The organism is Protofrankia sp. Cr2, assembly GCF_963555885.1.
In the GTDB taxonomy this organism is placed as follows: domain Bacteria; phylum Actinomycetota; class Actinomycetes; order Frankiales; family Frankiaceae; genus Protofrankia.
In genome coordinates, this window is sequence record NZ_CAUVXG010000005.1 from 51,884 (window position 1) to 69,783 (window position 17,900).

Annotated in this window: 14 protein-coding genes; 10 read left to right on the forward strand and 4 right to left on the reverse strand. The window is 68.7% G+C overall.

The genetic code is table 11. From position 1 onward, the window contains the following. Window positions 1–49: 49 nt before the first annotated feature. Both ettA and U9978_RS04615 read left to right on the forward strand, forming a co-directional pair. Window positions 50–1,732 (forward strand): energy-dependent translational throttle protein EttA, encoded by a 1,683-nt coding sequence (ettA, locus tag U9978_RS04610; protein ID WP_322759778.1) that lies wholly within the window; start codon window positions 50–52, stop codon window positions 1,730–1,732. 22 nt (window positions 1,733–1,754) lie between these two features. Then, complete coding sequence (locus tag U9978_RS04615; protein WP_322759779.1) at window positions 1,755–2,078, forward strand: YciI family protein; 324 nt, start codon at window positions 1,755–1,757, stop codon at window positions 2,076–2,078. 30 nt (window positions 2,079–2,108) lie between these two features. Here the strand turns inward: U9978_RS04615 and U9978_RS04620 are convergent, their stop codons facing one another. Together U9978_RS04620 and U9978_RS04625 are read right to left on the reverse strand one after the other, a co-directional pair. Continuing rightward, a complete protein-coding gene (locus tag U9978_RS04620; protein ID WP_416210846.1) occupies window positions 2,109–2,597 on the reverse strand; it encodes a globin in 489 nt (162 codons plus the stop codon). After that, entirely contained in the window at window positions 2,579–4,198 is a 1,620-nt protein-coding gene (locus U9978_RS04625; RefSeq protein ID WP_322759841.1) for an alpha-amylase family glycosyl hydrolase, read from the reverse strand. The genes U9978_RS04620 and U9978_RS04625 overlap by 19 nt, the downstream gene beginning before the upstream one ends. Window positions 4,199–4,274: 76 nt before the next feature. On the opposite strand from U9978_RS04625, the gene U9978_RS04630 reads away from it, so the two are divergent. Further along, entirely contained in the window at window positions 4,275–5,645 is a 1,371-nt protein-coding gene (locus U9978_RS04630; RefSeq protein WP_322759781.1) for a GAF domain-containing SpoIIE family protein phosphatase, read from the forward strand. Window positions 5,646–5,715: 70 nt separating this feature from the next. Here U9978_RS04630 and U9978_RS04635 read toward each other — a convergent pair whose 3' ends face one another. Next, complete coding sequence (locus tag U9978_RS04635) at window positions 5,716–6,231, reverse strand: HNH endonuclease (RefSeq protein ID WP_322759782.1); 516 nt, start codon at window positions 6,229–6,231, stop codon at window positions 5,716–5,718. A 319-nt stretch (window positions 6,232–6,550) separates the two neighbouring features. Here U9978_RS04635 and U9978_RS04640 point away from each other — a divergent pair, with 319 nt between their 5' ends. The 7 genes from U9978_RS04640 to U9978_RS04670 all read left to right on the forward strand — a co-directional run bounded on the left by U9978_RS04640 (window position 6,551) and on the right by U9978_RS04670 (window position 15,194). After that, entirely contained in the window at window positions 6,551–7,825 is a 1,275-nt protein-coding gene (locus U9978_RS04640; RefSeq protein ID WP_322759783.1) for a mechanosensitive ion channel family protein, read from the forward strand. A gap of 122 nt (window positions 7,826–7,947) precedes the next feature. Further along, window positions 7,948–8,733, forward strand: a complete 786-nt coding sequence (locus U9978_RS04645; protein ID WP_416210847.1) for a response regulator transcription factor — start codon at window positions 7,948–7,950, stop codon at window positions 8,731–8,733. Between the two features lie 117 nt (window positions 8,734–8,850). Then, window positions 8,851–10,428 (forward strand): HAMP domain-containing sensor histidine kinase, encoded by a 1,578-nt coding sequence (locus tag U9978_RS04650; RefSeq protein WP_322759784.1) that lies wholly within the window; start codon window positions 8,851–8,853, stop codon window positions 10,426–10,428. Then, on the forward strand, window positions 10,418–12,715 hold the full coding sequence (gene malQ / locus U9978_RS04655) for a 4-alpha-glucanotransferase (RefSeq protein WP_416210848.1): 2,298 nt from the start codon (window positions 10,418–10,420) through the stop codon (window positions 12,713–12,715). Before U9978_RS04650 ends, malQ begins: the two co-directional genes overlap by 11 nt. A 142-nt stretch (window positions 12,716–12,857) precedes the next feature. Continuing rightward, a complete protein-coding gene (locus U9978_RS04660) occupies window positions 12,858–13,220 on the forward strand; it encodes a hypothetical protein (protein ID WP_322759785.1) in 363 nt (120 codons plus the stop codon). Beyond that, window positions 13,207–13,626: a DUF5130 family protein gene (locus tag U9978_RS04665; protein WP_322759786.1), complete on the forward strand. Its 420-nt coding sequence runs from the start codon at window positions 13,207–13,209 to the stop codon at window positions 13,624–13,626. The genes U9978_RS04660 and U9978_RS04665 overlap by 14 nt, the downstream gene beginning before the upstream one ends. A 95-nt stretch (window positions 13,627–13,721) precedes the next feature. After that, window positions 13,722–15,194, forward strand: coding sequence for an AAA family ATPase (locus U9978_RS04670; protein ID WP_416210853.1), 1,473 nt, complete (start codon window positions 13,722–13,724; stop codon window positions 15,192–15,194). Between the two features lie 133 nt (window positions 15,195–15,327). On the opposite strand, the gene pepN is transcribed toward U9978_RS04670, so the two are convergent. Further along, entirely contained in the window at window positions 15,328–17,895 is a 2,568-nt protein-coding gene (gene pepN, locus U9978_RS04675) for an aminopeptidase N (protein ID WP_322759788.1), read from the reverse strand. Between the last annotated feature and the right edge of the window lie 5 nt (window positions 17,896–17,900).

Genomic DNA, 17,900 nt, shown 5'->3' on the forward strand with positions numbered 1-17,900 from the left:
CGCACTGCCGCCTGACGTATCAGGCTGCCCGACTCATAAGGTTGACCGTATGGCGCAGTACGTCTTCCAGATGCGCAAGGTGCGCAAAGCCCACGGTGACAAGGTCGTCCTCGACGATGTCACTCTGTCGTTCCTGCCCGGTGCGAAGATCGGCGTCGTCGGTCCCAACGGCGCGGGCAAGTCGTCGCTGCTGAAGCTCATGGCCGGTCTTGACCAGCCCAGCAACGGAGACGCGACGTTGAGCCCCGGTTTCACCGTCGGCATGCTCGCGCAGGAACCGCGACTGGACGAGGACAAGGACGTTCGCGGCAACGTGGAGGACGGGGTCCGGGAGATCCGTGGAGTCCTCGCGCGGTATGAGGAGATCAACGAAAAGATGGCCGCGCCCGACGCGGACTTCGACGTGCTCCTGACCGAGCAGGCGGCACTCATCGACAAGATCGAGACGGTGAACGCCTGGGAGCTCGACAGCCAACTCGATCAGGCGATGGACGCGTTGCGGCTGCCGCCGGGTGATGCCGACGTGACCAGGCTCTCCGGTGGGGAGCGCCGCCGCGTCGCACTGTGCAAGCTTCTGCTGCAGGCTCCTGACCTGCTGCTGCTGGACGAGCCGACAAACCACCTGGACGCTGAGAGCGTCGCCTGGTTGGAGCAGCACCTGGCGCGCTATGCCGGAGCGGTACTCGCGGTCACCCACGACCGGTACTTCCTCGACAACGTCGCCGGCTGGATCCTCGAGCTCGACCGGGGTCACGCCTACCCCTACGAGGGCAACTACACGACATACCTGGAGACGAAGGCCGCCCGCCTCAAGGTCGAGGGTGGCAAGGACGCCAAGCGCAAGCGCGTCCTTGCGCAGGAGCTGGAGTGGGTGCGTTCGAACCCGAAGGCCCGCCAGGCCAAGAGCAAGGCCCGCCTCGCCCGCTATGAGGAGCTGGCCGCGGAGGCGGACAAGGCGCGTCCCCGCGACTTCGAGGAGATCCAGATCCCACCGGGTCCGCGGCTGGGTAGCCTCGTGATCGAGGCGAAGAAACTCTGTAAGGGTTTCGGCGACCGGGTCCTCATCGACGACCTGTCGTTCTCCCTGCCACGCGGGGGCATCGTCGGCGTGATCGGCCCGAACGGTGTCGGGAAAACCACCTTGTTCACCATGCTGACCGGTTCGGCGACACCCGACGCCGGCGAGCTGGTCATCGGTGAGACGGTTGACATCGCCTATGTCGACCAGAGCCGCGCGGGCCTCGACCCGAAGAAGAACGTGTGGGAGATCATCTCCGACGGACTTGACCACATCATCGTAGGCAAAGTCGATCTGCCGAGCCGGGCGTACGTGTCGGCATTCGGCTTCAAGGGGCCGGATCAACAGAAGCCGGTCGGAGTCCTGTCCGGCGGCGAGCGTAATCGTCTGAACCTCGCCCTGACCCTCAAGCGGGGCGGCAACCTTCTGCTGCTCGACGAACCCACCAACGACCTTGACGTCGAGACGCTGCGGTCGCTGGAGGACGCCCTGGGAGAGTTCCCGGGATGCGCGGTTGTGATCTCCCACGACCGCTGGTTCCTGGACCGTGTCACCACCCACACCCTTGCCTGGGAAGGTACGGAGGCCGACCCGGCTCGCTGGTTCTGGTTTGAGGGTAACTTCGCGGACTACGAGGCCAACAAGATCGAACGCCTTGGCGTCGAGGCAGCGCGTCCGCACCGGGTGACCTACCGCAAGCTCACCCGCGAATAGGACCCGACCGTGGGGGAGCGTCATGGCCGCGCTGAACCGTTATGAGCTGGTCGTTCTCAGGCAGGGACGCCCGCATCCGGCGTCCGGTGAGGATGGCGGGTACGACCGGCGGCATGCCGAGCACCTGAAGTATCTGGAGTCGCTGCGGGCTGCGGGGTCGCTTGTGCTGTATGGCGGGTCGGACGAACCTGACACGCAGCTGCAGGCGGTGCTGCTGTTCCAGACCGGGTCGCTGGACGAGGCCCGTGCCACTGCCGAGGCGGATCCGCTGGTCCGGGCGGGCTATCTGATGATCGAGGTCATCCCGTTCGTCTCGGGCTTTCGCGCCCCGCACCGGTCCGGCTGAACGGCCCGGCCATTCAGCCGGACCGCCGGCTCATTCGGGGTGGTTGACCAGTGAGTTGGCCGCCATCGTCAGGTAATCCCACAGCGGCTGCGAGTACTCGGGGGACAGGTCCAGTTCGTCGACGGCGGCACGCATCCGGATCAGCCAGGCGTCCCGCTGAGCCGGGCCGATCGCGAACGGTGCGTGACGAAGTCGTAGCCGTGGATGGCCGCGCTGCTCACTGTAGGTCGAGGGCCCACCCCAGTACTGGACGAGGAACATCTGCAGCCGTTCCTGGGCGGCGGACAGGTCTTCCTCCGGGTAGAGCGGCCGCAGCAACGGGTCTTCGGCAACCCCTGCGTAGAAGTGGGCCACCAGCCGGTGGAACGTCTTCTCGCCGCCGACCGCGTCGTAGAAGGTATCGGTCGGACGGGCCATCGACGGTCGCTGAGTCACACCGACCATTCTGCGCGACGGATCGCGGACCGTCGGGGTGATACGGGGAACGGCACCTGTTCGGGTCATCGCAGCTCGAGCCATGCGGTGGTGTCCGGGGGAAGCGTCAGCGTGACCCCGTCATAGCCGACCGGACCGCTGGCCAGGATGAGGCGGCCGGGCAGCGACAGCGTCGTGTCCCGCTCGGCGGTCGACATCACGCAGGTCAGACCGGCCTGGTCTGGTGCGCCTGGGAGCCCGGGGCGGTCGAACGCGAGGCATCCGGGCGCTGGATCGTCGCGCCAACGCAGCGGACCGTCACCAAGCGGGGGAAGGGCGCGTCGCAGCGCCAGCGCACCGCGAATCAGCACGAGCGTCGACATCGGGTCGGATGCCTGTGCGCGGGCGGTCAGCTCGGCCCAGGTATCCGGCTGTGGCAGCCAGGGCGTCACGCCGGCGGCGCTGAACCCGAACGGCTGGGTGTGTTCCGACCACGGCAGTGGCACCCGGGCGCCGTCCCGACCGGGGCGACGCCGGCCGGACCGCTCCCAGACGGGATCCTGGCGGGCTTCGGGCGGCACGTCCACCTCGGGCAGACCGAGCTCGTCGCCCTGGTAGAGGAACACCGGACCGGGCAGGGCGAGCAGAGTGAGCAGCGCGGCACGGGCCCGGCGCAGGCCGATCGCGCCGTCGCCGTAGCGGCTGGCCGGCCGGATCACGTCATGGTTGGACAGCACCCAGGTCGCGGGGGCGCCCACCTCGGCGGTCGCGGCCAGATCCTCGGTGATCGCACTACGCCAGGCCGCGGCCGACCACGGGGCGGCCAGCAGCGAGAACGCAAACGTCAGGTGCAGCTCGTCGGGCCGGACGTAGCGGGCCAGCCGTCGCGGGTCGGCCACCCAGGTCTCCCCGACCAGCGCCCGCGCCTTACCGTCGCGGCGATCGTAGTCCTCGACGATCGCCCGCCAGCGCTGGTAGATCTCGTGGACCCCGTCCTGGTCCCAGGCATGGGGCTCGGCCCGCTCCCGGAAGAAGGCGATCGTCTCGCCCGGCGCCGGTGGGTTGTCCGGCAGGAGGTCGTTCTTGATCAGGCCGTGGGTGACGTCGATGCGGAAGCCGTCGATGTCGCGGTCGAGCCAGAAACGGACGGTGGCGTCATGGTCGGCACGCACCTGGGGATGCTGCCAGTTCCAGTCGGGCTGTTGCGGTGCGAACAGGTGCAGGTACCACTGCCCGTCAGCCACCTGGGTCCAGGCAGGTCCACCGAACACCGACTCCCAGTTGTTCGGTGGCTGCGCCGCATTCTCGCCGCGTCCGTCCCGGAAGATGTAGAGGTCACGCTCGGGGGAACCCGCGCCGGCGGCGAGCGCCGCCCGAAAGGCCGGGTGGGCGTTGCTGGAGTGGTTCGGTACGAGGTCGATGAGCACCTTGAGGCCATGACGGTGTGCGTCGGTCAGGAGCGCGTCGAAGGTGGCCAGGTCACCGAACAACGGGTCGACGTCGCGGTGGTCGGCCACGTCATAGCCGTGATCGGCCATGGGTGACCGGTAGAACGGTGTGATCCAGATTCCGTCCACGCCCAGATCGCGCAGGTAGGGCAGGCGGGCGGCGATGCCCGCGAGATCCCCGATCCCGTCGCCGTCGGAGTCTGCGAAGCTGCGGATGTAGACCTCGTACAGCACGGCGTCGAGCCACCAACGATGCATGGTTCCATCCAAGTCCCGATCCCTGTCGTCAGGCGTGATATCCGCTGACCGAACTAGACTTCGCCATGTGGAAGGGGTGACGATACGTTATCATTCGATTTCGCAGAGCGTGCATAACTCGTTCGGGCTGATCCATCGTGTTCTGGATGGACGAGTCCTTCGTCCCCGCAGGCGTGTCGCGCAACAGACGGCGCTCGAGCAGCTCGGATTCCTCTCCGACGCAGGTCTGGTGCTGTCCGGTTCCCTTGTCCCGCAGCGGATCGTCGACATGATCGCATCGCTGGCGATACCACGGCTCGGTGACGGGGCCATGGTTTTTCTCCGCGACAGTGACGAGATAAGCCTCGGCGCGATCGTGCACCGCGACGACCGGGTCGCGGAGGTCCTGCGTGACGCAGTCGCCACCGAGCAGCCCAGCCTGGACAACGATTACGCGCCCGGCCTGGTGCTGCGCACCGGGCAGACCTGGTACACGCCCTACCTGACCGACGACATCGCGGCGCGGCTGTCGATCCGGGCTGGGGCCGACAGCCTGTACCACCAGCTCCTGAAAGGACCGTCGATCACCGTGCCGATGCCGGGCCGCGGTCGGGTACTCGGTGCGATGATGCTCATCCGCGAGTCGGGGACGTACACACCCGTCGAGATCAGCCTCGCCGAGCACTTGGCCCGCCAGGGGGCGGTTGCCCTTGACAACGCCCAGCGCTACAGCGCCGAGCAGGAGAGCGCGCTCACCCTGCAGCGTTCGCTGTTGCCGGCGAACCCGCCGGCCCTGCGTGGGGTGGAGATCGCGGTGGACTACCGTCCCGGCACGGTCGGGACCGAGGTCGGTGGTGACCTCTACGATGTGATCCCGCTACCGGACGGTCGGGTGGGGATCGCGATCGGCGACGTCATGGGACGAGGTCTGCAGGCGGCCGCGGTGATGGGCCAGCTGCGGGCGGCGCTGCGGGCGTATGCACTGGAGGATTGGGCGCCGGCCGAGCTGCTGTCCCGGCTCGACCGGGTTGTGGACGCCCTTCCCGGGCTGCACCTGACTACCTGCATGTATGTCGTCTACGACCCCACGACCCGCCGGGCGACCGTGTCGAACGCCGGCCATCTGCCGCCCTTGCTGGTTATGCCCGGCGAGGAGCCGGATTACCTGGTCCTCGATCCGGGCCTGCCACTCGGAGTCGGTGATATCGGAGTGTTCTCGGAGACCTCGCTGGAACTCCCACCAGGCTCCGGGATCATCCTTTACACCGACGGCCTGGTCGAGTCCCGTCGGCACCCGCTCCAGGACGGCATGGACCGGCTGCGTCGTGATCTGCGCGGCGCGACGGATGACGTGGCGCCGGCGGGTCCGCCCGTGACGGCGCGGGCGCTGCTGCAGCGCTGCGTGACCGCTTCCGGGCTGGCCGTGCAGACCGACGACGACACCGCCCTGCTGGTGATGACCACTTGAGCTCATCACCAGTAGGCCACTGGTGGACCTCAGGTTGGCGGACCGGGTCGGGTGGGTGACGCCTGCAACGTCAGGCGGATGCGGCTTCGTCACCTTCCGAGCTGAGATAGCGCGACCAGCGCGGGTCCATCCGGCGGCTGCCCAGAATGCGCCAAGCGGCTCCGCTCGGCGCTCTGGGAGCCGTGCGAAGCCGCCAGCCAAGATCGGCCACAGCCCGGTCGGCTTTCAAATGATTGCAGCGGCCGCAGGCCGCCACCACGTTCTCCCAAACATGAGCGCCCCCGCGGGAGCGGGGGATGACGTGATCCAGCGACGTCGCCGGCGCACCGCAGTAGACGCAGCGGTGATGGTCGCGCGCCAGCACTCCCTTGCGGGTGAGTGGCACCTGAGACCGGTACGGTACGCGGACGAATCGGGCCAACCGTACAACCACTGGTACTTCGACCGCATACGTCGCCGAGTGGAGAACCCGATCTCCGGCCTCGACCATGACTGCCTTCTCGGTGAGCACGAGCACCAGCGCACGCCTCTGTGAGACCACGCATAACGGTTCATACGTGGCATTGAGAACCAGCGCTTCTGTCACGCGCCGACCTCCTCGCCCTACCGGGTGGCGGCCGTCACAAGCTCGCCACCGGTGACACTGAGACAGTCAACCGCCTTCAGGGCTCGAACGCGAGCGGGTTTGCGATTGTCGTCGGGTAATCGTTGACACACCGTGCAACTTTGCTCACGTACGAGCCACTTTATGCGCCTGTTCGTTGACTATACGTCATTACCTGGCATCAACCCATCGCTCCGCGGCTGCCGCCCATCGGTAAGACTGGGCACCGTGTGGTGCCCTCGGGTGTCGCACTGCCCGAGGCTCAAGAAGATCGATTGTCTGTGAGGAGCTGAATCCGGCCGTGGCCGACTCCCTGTCCGTGTTTGCCCAGCCGTTCGGGTCGCTACTGAATCAGGCGGCCGAGGCGTCGAGCTCGCCTGCAGCCGCCGTGCCGACCCAGAGCCCGAGCCCGTCCGACCTCCCGATCACTCCCACTCTCGACCAGATCTTCGGTGCGGTCCAGAACGCATGTGGCCAAAAGCCCGGTGTCCTGTGTCGGACGGTTTTTGATCTGACTCACAGTGAGTATCTCGCCGGCGGTGCCAACGTCTTTCTCGGAACACCGCTGAAAATTTTACTGATCTTGCTGATCGCCTTTCTCATCCGGTCGATGCTGCACCGCTTCATCGTCCGGACCACCCGCCGGGCCGCCGCCGGTGGAGCCAGCGGGCTGTTCCGGTCCGGGCGCGCGATCCTTCTCGGTGCCTTCGGTGATGCCAGCGTCCTGGTGGAACGGCGCCGCCAGCGCGCGGAGACGGTCGGTTCCCTACTGCGCAGTATCACCTCGGTGATCGTGTTCGGGATCGCGTTCGTGACCGTTCTCGGCGAGCTGGCCATCAACCTCGCACCCATCGTGGCCAGCGCCGGAGTGGTCGGCGTGGCCGTCGGCTTCGGCGCGCAGAATCTTGTCCGGGACTTCCTGTCCGGCATCTTCATGCTCCTTGAGGACCAGTACGGCGTGGGCGACGTCATCGATGTCGGGCCGGTCAGCGGGAACGTCGAGGCGGTCAGCCTGCGAGTCACGCGACTGCGGGACATCGAGGGTACGGTCTGGTATGTCCGCAACGGTGAGATCGCGCGGGTGGGGAACAAGGGCCAGCAATGGGCACGCATGGTGCTCGACGTCCCGCTGGACTACGACACCGACGTGGCCAAGGCCAAGCGGATTCTCAAGATGACCGCGGACAAGCTCTGGGCGGAGCCGGAGTTCACCTCCGTCATCATCGCCGAACCCGAAGTATGGGGGATGGAATCGATGACCGCGGACGGTTACGCGTTGCGGGTGGTTGCCAAGACCCAGCCGCTCAAGCAGTGGGATGTCGCGCGCGCACTGCGCGAGCGCGTCCGGGCGGCGCTTGACGCCGAGGGCATCGAACTCGGCAGTGTCCAGCGCAGCGAGGTTGTCATGATCGATGATGGTGATGATGACGCGACACTGCAGGATCGCGAGGACGAGGAGGAAACCGCCGGCCCGGGTTCCACCGGCGCGATCGACAGCGGCCCGCTCCCCGAGCTCGATGGACCCGCACCGTCGCCGGTGGGTCGATCCACCGGCCCGGCGTCGGTGGCCCACTAGCCCACTAGCCCACTAGCCGCTGGGCTACCTCGGGCCTCCGGCCGCGCGGAGAGGGCATGGTCGCGCGGCCTTCGGCCGGGCTAACTGAACGGTGCATAAGGATCTCGGTAGGCGATGCTGAGATGCCTTCGGGAGGGCTCGTAGAGCCTGACCCGGGGGGCAGACTGTGGGGTGTGCGCGTACTGGTGGTTGATGACGAGCCGGCGGTCCGGGAGTCTCTTGAGCGGTCGCTGCGGTTCGAAGGTTACGAGGTCAGCTCGGCCCGCGACGGTGCCGAGGCGCTGGACGCGGTTACTCGTGACCGCCCGGACATCGTCGTGCTGGACGTGATGATGCCCCGGGTGGACGGCCTGGAAACGTGTCGCCGGCTCCGTGGCCGTGGCGATGACCTGCCGGTATTGATGCTCACTGCCCGTGATGGGCTGGCTGACCGGGTCAGCGGCCTGGACGTGGGGGCTGATGACTATCTGGTCAAACCGTTCGCCCTCGAGGAACTGTTCGCCCGGCTGCGCGCGCTGACCCGCCGGGCATCGCTGTCCGCCCGGGCCGCGGCATCGGCTGGCGCGGCCGCGGATCCCTCGACGGCGCCCTTCGGCGTCCCCCCGGCGCTGCTCTTCGCGGACGTCCGTCTCGATCAGAGTAGCCGGCAGGTGACTCGTGGCGAGCGGGAACTGACGCTCACCAAGACCGAGTTCGACCTGCTGGAGCTGTTTCTCGTCCACCAGCGCCAGGTCCTGTCCCGTTCCACGATCATGGAGAGGGTCTGGGGGTACGACTTCGGGCCGTCGTCGAACTCGCTCGAAGTGTTCGTCAGCTACCTGCGCCGCAAACTGGAGGCCGGCGGCGAGCCGCGCTTGCTGCACACGGTTCGCGGGGTGGGTTATGTCCTGCGGGACGCGGCATCGTGACCAGCCCGACCGTGACCAGCCCGATCGTGACAGGAATGATCATGAGAGTCGGCGCGGGCGGGTCGGACCACGTATCGGAGCACGGGCGGGTGCAGGTCCCGTTATGAGAGCCCCCGGATGAGCGCGCGGCCCCGCCATCACCGTTTGTCACTCGCTCATCTGTCGTTGCGCAACCGGATGGCGCTGCTCATCGGCCTCGCGGTGACCACGGCCGTGGCCGTCGTGGCGGGCGTGGCACTCGGCGCCACCAGCATCGTGCTCGGCCGGTCCATCGACGGCCAACTGACCGAACAGGCCGACGCGGCGGCTTCCACGGTCCATCCGGGTAAGGACTGGAGCCTTGTCTGGTTCGACTTCGGCCTACCTGTGAACATCATTTTGCCTGACGGCCGGTCGCTGGCGCCCGCTGCCCAGGCGGCCAGACTGCCGGTGGACGCCACCGACGTCGCGGTGGCCCAGCGGTTGGCCAGTCACCAACTGCGTACTGTCACGATTGACGGCGTTCGCTATCGAGTGGCGACCGTCCCCATGTATTTTCCCGGCGTCGGTCCGGCTGCGCTGCAGTTGGCTCGGGACATGTCGGACGTCGACCAGACCCTGCGTGACCTCGGCCTGATCCTGCTCGGCGTGGGGGTGGCGGGGGTAGCCGGGTCGGTGCTGCTCGGCCTGCTGATCGCGCGAGCATCCCTCAAACCGGTGGACGCAGCGGCGGCCGCAGCCGAGGAGGTCGCCCGCACGCAGGACCTGTCCGCGCTGATTCCAGTTACTGGTAGTGATGAGATCGCTCGGATGGCCAACAGTCTCAACAGCATGCTCCGGGCACTGGAGGCATCCCGCGCGCGCCAGCGTGAGCTCGTCGACGATGCCAGCCACGAGCTGCGCACCCCGTTGACCAGCCTGCGGACCAATATCGAACTGTTGCTGCGGGCTGAGGCCAACCCGGATCGCGCGTTGCCCGCGAGCGATCGGGACGCGCTGTTGCGGGACGTGGACGCCCAGATCCGCGAACTGAGCGGACTGGTCAGCGAACTCGTCGAACTTGCCCGTGACGAGGCGCCTACCGAGGATGTCGAGCGCGTCGATCTGACCGAGATCGTCCATGATGCGGCCGACCGGGTGCGTAGGCGCGCCAAGGCCAAGGACGTCCAGATCGTGGTGAGCGCCGTTGCGTCGCCGGTGGACGGACGTCCGCATATGTTGGAACGGGCGGTGACCAACCTGCTGGACAACGCGGTGAAGTTCTCCCCGAACCAGGGCGAGGTGCACGTGCAGGTGGGTCCCGGCGAGGTTATCGTCACCGACGAGGGCCCGGGGATCGCGCCGGCGGACCGCTCCCGGGTCTTCGACCGGTTTTATCGGGCGACGTCCGCGCGTGGGCTACCCGGATCCGGGCTCGGCCTGGCCATCGTGGCCGATGCCGCGGCCGTGCACGGCGGCCAGGTACGGGCTGAGGAAGGCCCGGGCGGTGGGGCACTGCTGCGCCTGTCGCTCCCGGTTCCCCGGGACGTGGCGTCGCCGTCCTCCTCAGGTGTGCCGCCCGGTGTCTGGCCGGGCGCGGCCCTGGAACAGGAACCCGGTCGCGTCCCCCACGGGTGGGAGGAGACCTCGTCACCGGCATCGTCACCGGCATCGTCGTCCACCCGGCCTGCCTACCGCCGATCCTGGCGGGCGAGAGGATCCGGTCGTGCTCTCTGACAACGCCGGTCGTGAATCCGGCCTCGAGGTTGGCGGTCTGGCCGCCGGCCCTGGTGAGATCCTGGCCGCACTGGCGGCCGCGCATGGCGTCGCCACCCGTTACGTCGACGCGGACGGCCGGGACGTGACCGTTGCGCCGGACGTCGTGCGGACCGTGCTCGGCCTGCTCGATGTCGACGTCGCGCACCCGGTTGCAGCTCTTGCCCAGGCGCGTGACGCGCCGTGGCGACGCGCGCTGCCGGCATGCGTCGTGGTGCGGCGGTCCGCGGTCACGCCGGTGGTCCTGCGGGTGCCGCCCGGCTCGGTCCGTACCGCGGAGCTCGCGTTCGAAGGCGGTGGGAGCCGCCAGCTGACGGACTGGGGCGAGACGGTCGAACGTCGCACGGTCGACGGTCTGGACCTGCTCGGTATCCCGCTGAACCTGCCCGCTGGTCTGCCGCTCGGCGATCATGAGTTGCGGGTCACGGCCGGCGCGACCTCGATTACGGCAAAGGTCGTCGTCGTGCCGGACACTCTTCGGGCTCCAGCGGGTGTGACCCGCGCCCGTGCCTGGGGATGGATGATCCAGCTGTACGCGTTGCGGTCGGCGGCATCCTGGGGGATGGGCGACTACGCCGACCTTGCCGCGATCGCCGCGTGGTCCGGGTCGGCCGACGGTCGGCGCGCTGACGTCTTGCTGGTCAATCCGGTGCACGCGGTCGCGCCGACGGCTCCGGTCGAGCCGTCCCCGTACTATCCGGCCAGTCGGCGGTTCGCCTCGGCGCTGTATCTGCGTCCCGAGGACCTCCCTGAATACGCGCAGGTGGACGCCGCCACCCGGGCGCGGGTCGATCAGCTCGCCGCCGCGGCCCGCGCGGGGGCCGACCCCGACCTGCTTGACCGGGATGGGGTGTGGCGGGCCAAGAGCGCCGCGTTGGAGCTCCTGTTCACCGCCACGGTCGAGCCGGGTGACGACCGGGCCTGCGAGGAACGGGCGGGCGAGGAACGGGCGGGCGAGGAGGGCCTCACCGACTTCGCCACCTGGTGCGCACTTGCCGAACGCCACGGTCGGGACTGGCGGCGGTGGCCCGTGGAGCTGCATGATCCGCATGGGCACTCGGTGGCTAGCGCGCGGGTTGAACTGCGTACGCGGATCGCCTTCCACTGCTGGTTGCAACGGTGCTGTGATGCCCAGCTCATGGCCGCCCAGGCAGCCGCCCGTGATAGCGGAATGGCTGTCGGTATCGTTCATGATCTTGCGGTCGGCGTTGATCCCGGTGGCGCGGATGCCTGGGCCTGCCAGGACGTCTTCGCGACCGGCGCGACCATCGGCGCACCGCCCGATGGTTTCAGCCAGCAGGGTCAGGACTGGGCGCTGCCGCCGTGGCGGCCCGACCGGTTGGCCGAGGCCGGCTACGCGCCGTTCCGGGCGATGGTTGCCGCCGTGCTCCGCCGGGGTGGTGGCCTGCGGGTCGACCACATCCTGGGACTCTTCCGGTTGTGGTGGATCCCGGCCGGTAACCCGGCCTCGGCCGGTACTTATGTTCGTTATGACGCCGATGCCATGCTCGGGCTCCTCGCCCTCGAGGCGACCCGGGCCGGCGCGCTCGTCGTCGGTGAGGACCTGGGCACGGTCGAACCGTCGGTGGCGGCGACACTGGCCCGGACCGGACTGCTCGGGTCGACCGTCGCATGGTTCGAACGCGACGCACACGGTGATCCGGTTGCGCCGCGCAGGTGGCGGGAACCTGCGATGGCGAGCGTCACCACACATGATCTTCCTACCGTCGCCGGCTACCTCACCGGCGAGCATGTGCGGGTACGTGCCCGCCGCGGCCTCCTGCGCCAGTCGCCGGAGGCTGAACTCGCCGCCTGGCAACGGGAACGGGATGGGCTGATCGTGCTGCTGCGCAGTGAAGGGCTGCTTGCCGTCGACCTCGCCACGCTCGACCAGGGTGCCCCGCCGGCATCCGGGCTCGGTGCGGCCGGTGGCTCGGATGGCCCGGATGGCCCGGATGGCTCGATGTCCGCTCTGGGTCTTGCCGCGACCCGCGAGGTCGCTTTTGCCCTGCACGGTCTCCTGGCCCGATCATCGTCACGGATCGTGCTCGCGGCACCAGGCGATGCCGTCGGTGACCTGCGCCAGCCGAACCTGCCCGGCACCGTGGACTCCTACCCGAACTGGCGGTTTGCGGTCACCGACGCCGACGGTCGGCCCGTGACCGTCGAGCGGCTACGGGTGGACCCACAGGTACAGCGGCTTGCGCGGTTGCTCGCCTGTGTCCGCGATCAGGTCGACGGCGGCTGAGGCGACGGCGGCGGCCGAGGATGCGGCGGCGACTGACAGGTGGGCACGGGCTCGTCATCGGAAGGGGGTAAGCGGCCTACGCCACAGTGGCAGATGGCCCTCCCAGACGACCTCGGGCCAATCACCCGGTAACCTTCGCAACGTGACTCGTCGACGTCCACGGCACATCGCTCGCCGTGCACTCACCGTAGCGACACTGGCATTCCTTGCAATTCCGGCGCTTTCCGGTGCCGCACTGGCGCAGGACATCGGAGACAGTTACAGCCCTGACCCGCTCACGCCGCTCGAGGCATGGCTCGTCTACGGCGGGACGGTCGCAGCCGGCTTCGGCATCGCGGTCGTCCTGACCTTCCTGTCGAGCCGAGGCGGCGGTCCGTCCCGTTATCGCCCGGGACGCCCGTGGCAGCACGACGAGGTCTGGATCGGCGAGCCGCCCGCGGTCGCAGACGACGAACGTCCCCATGCGGCGGTTCCGGGCTCGGGTGGCGCCAGTGGCACGTGGTGATGCATTCACTCACGACCAACTTGATCGCCTCGAAGGCGCCCGCAGGGCGGCGGAGGCCCAGACCGGTATCCGGTTCACCGTTCGGGTAGGCGCGGTCGACTGTAACGCCGACCTGTTCGCTGAACAGACATTGGCCAACCTGGTGGACGCGACGCGGGACCCCGCCGTTCTGCTCCTGGTGTCGCCCGGCCAGCGGTTTGCCCGCATCATGACGACGCACGCGGCCAAGGGCCGCATCTCCGACCAGGCCGCCGGGCTCGCCGTCCTGACGATGATCTCCAGTTTCACCCTCGGGGACCTCGTCGGGGGGATCGTCAACGGGCTGTACCAGTTGGCGGATGTGGCCGGTCCGCCGGCAGCGGATTCCCAGCACGCCGGCACTCCGCATCCACAGCCAGAGCCGTAGGCCGAGGTTCCGGGTCCGTAGTGGAACCATACTTACTATAAGTATGGTTCCACTAGCCTGGCCCCAGCATGCCAGGGATGATCAATGGGAGTGGCATGCGGCGGCCCGATGACATGTTCGACCGCGAGGCCGAATGGGCGAGCCTGTCGAGGTTCGCCACCGACGACACGCCCGGCGCCACGCTCGGCGTGGTCACCGGCCGCCGCCGGCAGGGCAAGTCCTTCCTGCTGGAGGCGGTCTGCGAGCAGACCGGCGGGCTCTACTTCCAGGCGACCGAGGCGACCGCGGCGGAGTCGCTCCGGCGCTTCGGTGCGCACCTGTCGGAGCATGTCGGCGCGCTCGCTCCGCTGGCGTTCGCAGGTTGGGACGAGGCGGTCGACGCGCTCCTGCGGCTCGGGGCGGCCGGCCCGGCCACGGTGGTGCTCGACGAGTTCCCGTATCTGATGAAGGTCGCGCCCGGCCTTCCCTCGGTGCTCCAGGCTGCCTTCGGGCCACGGCGACCGCGGCGGACCGGCTCTCGGACGCGCCTGGTCCTCTGTGGTTCGGCACTTTCCGTCATGGGCCGCCTGCTGGCGGGTTCCGCGCCGCTGCGGGGACGGGCCGTACTCGAACTCGCCGTCCCGACACTGGACTTCCGTCTCGCGCGCGAGTTCTGGGGAGTGGACGATCCGCGCCTCGCGGCACTGCTGCACGCGGTCGTCGGGGGCACCCCGGCCTACCGTGACTTCCTGCGGGGTGAGCGACCTGCGACCGTTGACGGCTTCGACGACTGGGTTGTCCGGGCCGTCCTGGATCCGTCGTCGCCGCTGTTCCGGGAGGCCCGCTATCTGCTCAGCGAAGAGCCGGACCTGCGTGACAGCGCGCTGTACAGCTCGGTGCTGGCAGCCGTCGCCGGTGGCGCCACCACCCGGGGCGGGATCGCCTCATATGTCGGTCGGGCCAGCGCCGACCTCGCGCATCCGCTCACCGTTCTCACCGATTCCGGTTTTCTCCTGCGCGCGGACGACATTCTGCGTGACCGGCGCCCCGTGTGGCGGGTGGCCGAGCCGTTGGTCGCCTTCTACTACGCCCTGATGCGGCCGGTTTTCGCGCAGCTCGAACGGCGGGGCCGGGCGGCGCGGGTCTGGCCGGCGTTGCGCCCGATGTTCACCTCGCAGGTTCTGGGACCGCATTTCGAGCAGATGTGCCGTACGTGGGTGACTGACTTCGCCACCCCGGCGACGCTCGGCGTCGACCTGCTCGGCGATGTCGGGCACGGCACGATCCACGACCATGCGGGCCGGGCGTCCCACGAGCTGGACGTCGTCGCCCTCGGTGCCGCTGACGGCCGACGTCGCCGCGTCGTCGCCCTCGGCGAGGCGAAATGGGGGACGACGCTCGGCACCGAGCACCTGAATCGGCTGGAACAGGCCCGGGAACTGATTGCGGCCACCCGCGATCTCGACACCGAGCGGACCAGGCTGCTGTTCTTCTCGGCAGCCGGGTTCAGCGACGATCTGCGCGCCCGCGCCACGGCCGACCCCCGCGTGGTCCTCGTCGACCTCGACCGCCTCTACCACGGCGCGTAACGGACTTCGGCGTCGGCGGTCTTCCAGGCTGAGGCCAGGGAGCGGCCCGAGTACCTGATGCTTCTCGGGCCGGTCGTGCTGGCCCGTGGTTGCTGTCGCGACCGCGGGCCAGCGTGATCTGCTGTCGGCGTGGTCAGGAGCCGGCGGCAGCCGCGGCGGCCTCGACGTCCTTGGCCCGGGCGCGCAGCGCGCGCACCAGCCCGTCGCGGCCCTCGACCAGCGCCCGGCGCAGCGCGGGCACCGGCTCCTGATCGGCGAGGTAGGCGTCCACCGCCTCGACCGTCTCCGGTTCGATGATCGCGTCCGGGAAGAGCATCTGCGTGATCGTCTGGGCGGTGTCGAAGGTCCGGGTACGCCAGATCCGACCGATCTCGGCGAAGTAGCGGTCCACGTACGGCCGGGTCAGCTCGTCCTGGCCGGGCATCCAGAAGCCGCCCATGGTCGCCACCAGCAGATGGTTCGACAGTTTGTCGGACTCCATCACCGCGGCCCACGCGGCGGCCTTCGCTTCGGCGGTGGGCCGGGCCGAGCGGGCGGTGGCGGCCCGCTTCTCGCCGGTCGCGGTGGGGTCGCGGGCAAGCTCGGCCTCGATCTCGGTGACGCCGTACGCACCGCGTGCAACCAGCTGGATGAGCAGGGTCCAGCGCAGTTCGGTGTCGAGGGCGAGCCCGTCGATGATCTCGGCGCCCTCGAAGACGGCGCGGACGCGCGCGACCTGGTCGGGTTCTTCGGCGTGGGCGACGGTGGTCGCGTAGACCAGTTGGAGGTCGCTGCCGGGTTCGGCGGTGGCCAGCAGCTCCTCGGCCCGCGCGGACAATGCCCGCAACGCGCCCGACCGGTTCGCCGGATCCCCGTAGGTGTCGATCGTGAGCTGTGCCTTGGCCAGCAGTGACTGCACCACGCCGATGTCGTCCTCGGCGTCCACACCGGAGAGCACGAGGGCGACGTAGTCCCGCGCGGCGAGTTCGGCGTCGCGTGTCATGTCCCAGGCCGCCGCCCAGCACAGCGTCCGCGGGAGCGAGTCGCGGATCGCGCCGATCGAGTCCATCAGCGTCGCCAGGGACCGGTCGTCCAGGCGGATCTTGGCGTAGGTGAGGTCGTCGTCGTTGATCAGAATCAGGTCGGGCCGGCGGGCGCCGACGAGCTTCGGTACCTCGGTCAGCGCGCCGACGACGTCCAGTTCGATGCGCTCGCGGCGCAGCAGCGACCCGTCGGAGGCACGGTCGTACAGGCCGATCGCCAGTCGATGCGGCCGCAGCGTCCGGCTCGCCGTGGACGGTGACGACGCCGGTTCCTGCACTACGTCAAACGCCGTGAACAGGCCGGATGAGTCGGTTTCGAAGCGGGCACGCAGGGTGTTGGCCCCGGTGGTCTCCAGCCAGTCCGCCGACCATACCGAGAGGTCCCGGCCGCTTGCGTTCTCCAGCTCGTCAAGCAGATCCCGCAGCGAGGTGTTGGCGTACTCGTACCGGCGGAAGTACGACCGCAGCCCGGCCAGGAACTCCTCCTGGCCGACCCACGCCACCAGCTGCTTGAGGACGGAGGCGCCCTTGGCGTAGGTGATCCCGTCGAAGTTCGTGCGTACCGCGTCCATGTCGGGCGCGTCGGCGACGATGGGATGGGTGGAGGACAGCTGGTCCTGCCGGTAGGCCCAGCCCTTCTCGGCGTTGGCGAACGTCGTCCAGCCGTTGGTGAACCGGGTCGCGGCGACCTGGGCGAGCACCGACATGAACGTCGCGAACGACTCGTTCAGCCACAGGTCGTCCCACCAGCGCATCGTCACGAGGTCGCCGAACCACATGTGGGCCATCTCGTGCAGGATCGTCTCGGCTCGCCGCTCCCGGCGGGCCTCGGTGACCTTCGCGCGGAAGACGTACTCCTCCAGGAACGTCACGCAACCGGCGTTCTCCATCGCACCCGCGTTGAACTCGGGGACGAAGAGCTGATCATACTTGTCGAACGGGTACCGGTAGTCGAACACCCGGTGATAGAAGTCGAAGCCGGCCTTGGTGATCGTGAGGAGCTCGTCCGGGTCGAGGAACTCGGCAAGTGACTGCCGGCAGTACAGGCCCAGGTCGATTCCGTCGTGGTGGTCACGGACCTCGTGATACGGGCCGGCGACCAGCGCGGTGATGTAGGTCGAGACGACCGGTGTGGCGGCGAAGAGCCAGAAGTTCCGCTGCGACTCTGCGTCGGTGGACTCCAGCCGGCGCCCGTTGGAGATGCACGTCCAGCCGGCCGGGGCGACCACCGACAGATGGAAGACCGCCTTGAGGTCCGGCTGGTCGAAACAGGCGTACATCCGGTGGGCGTCGTAGGTCTCGAACTGGGTGTACAGGTAGACGGCGCCGTCGACGGGGTCGACGAAACGGTGCAGGCCCTCGCCGGTCTTCGAGTAGGCGCAGTCGGCCACCACCTCCAGCTCGTTGACCTCCGCCAGATCCGACAGCGCGATCCGGTTCGCGTCGTACACCTCGGCCGGGTCCAGGCTCTGACCATTGAGGGTCACCGAGCGGACGGCCGGGGCGATCAGTTCGATGAAGGTGGAAGCGCCCGGCTCGGCACAGGTGAAGCGCACCGTCGTCCGGGACGCGAACGTGGCGTCGCCGACCGTCAGATCGAGGTTCACCTCGTAGGAAGACACGTTGAGCAGCCGGGCGCGCTCACGCGCCTCGTCGCGGGTGAGGTTGTTGGCTGACACGCAGG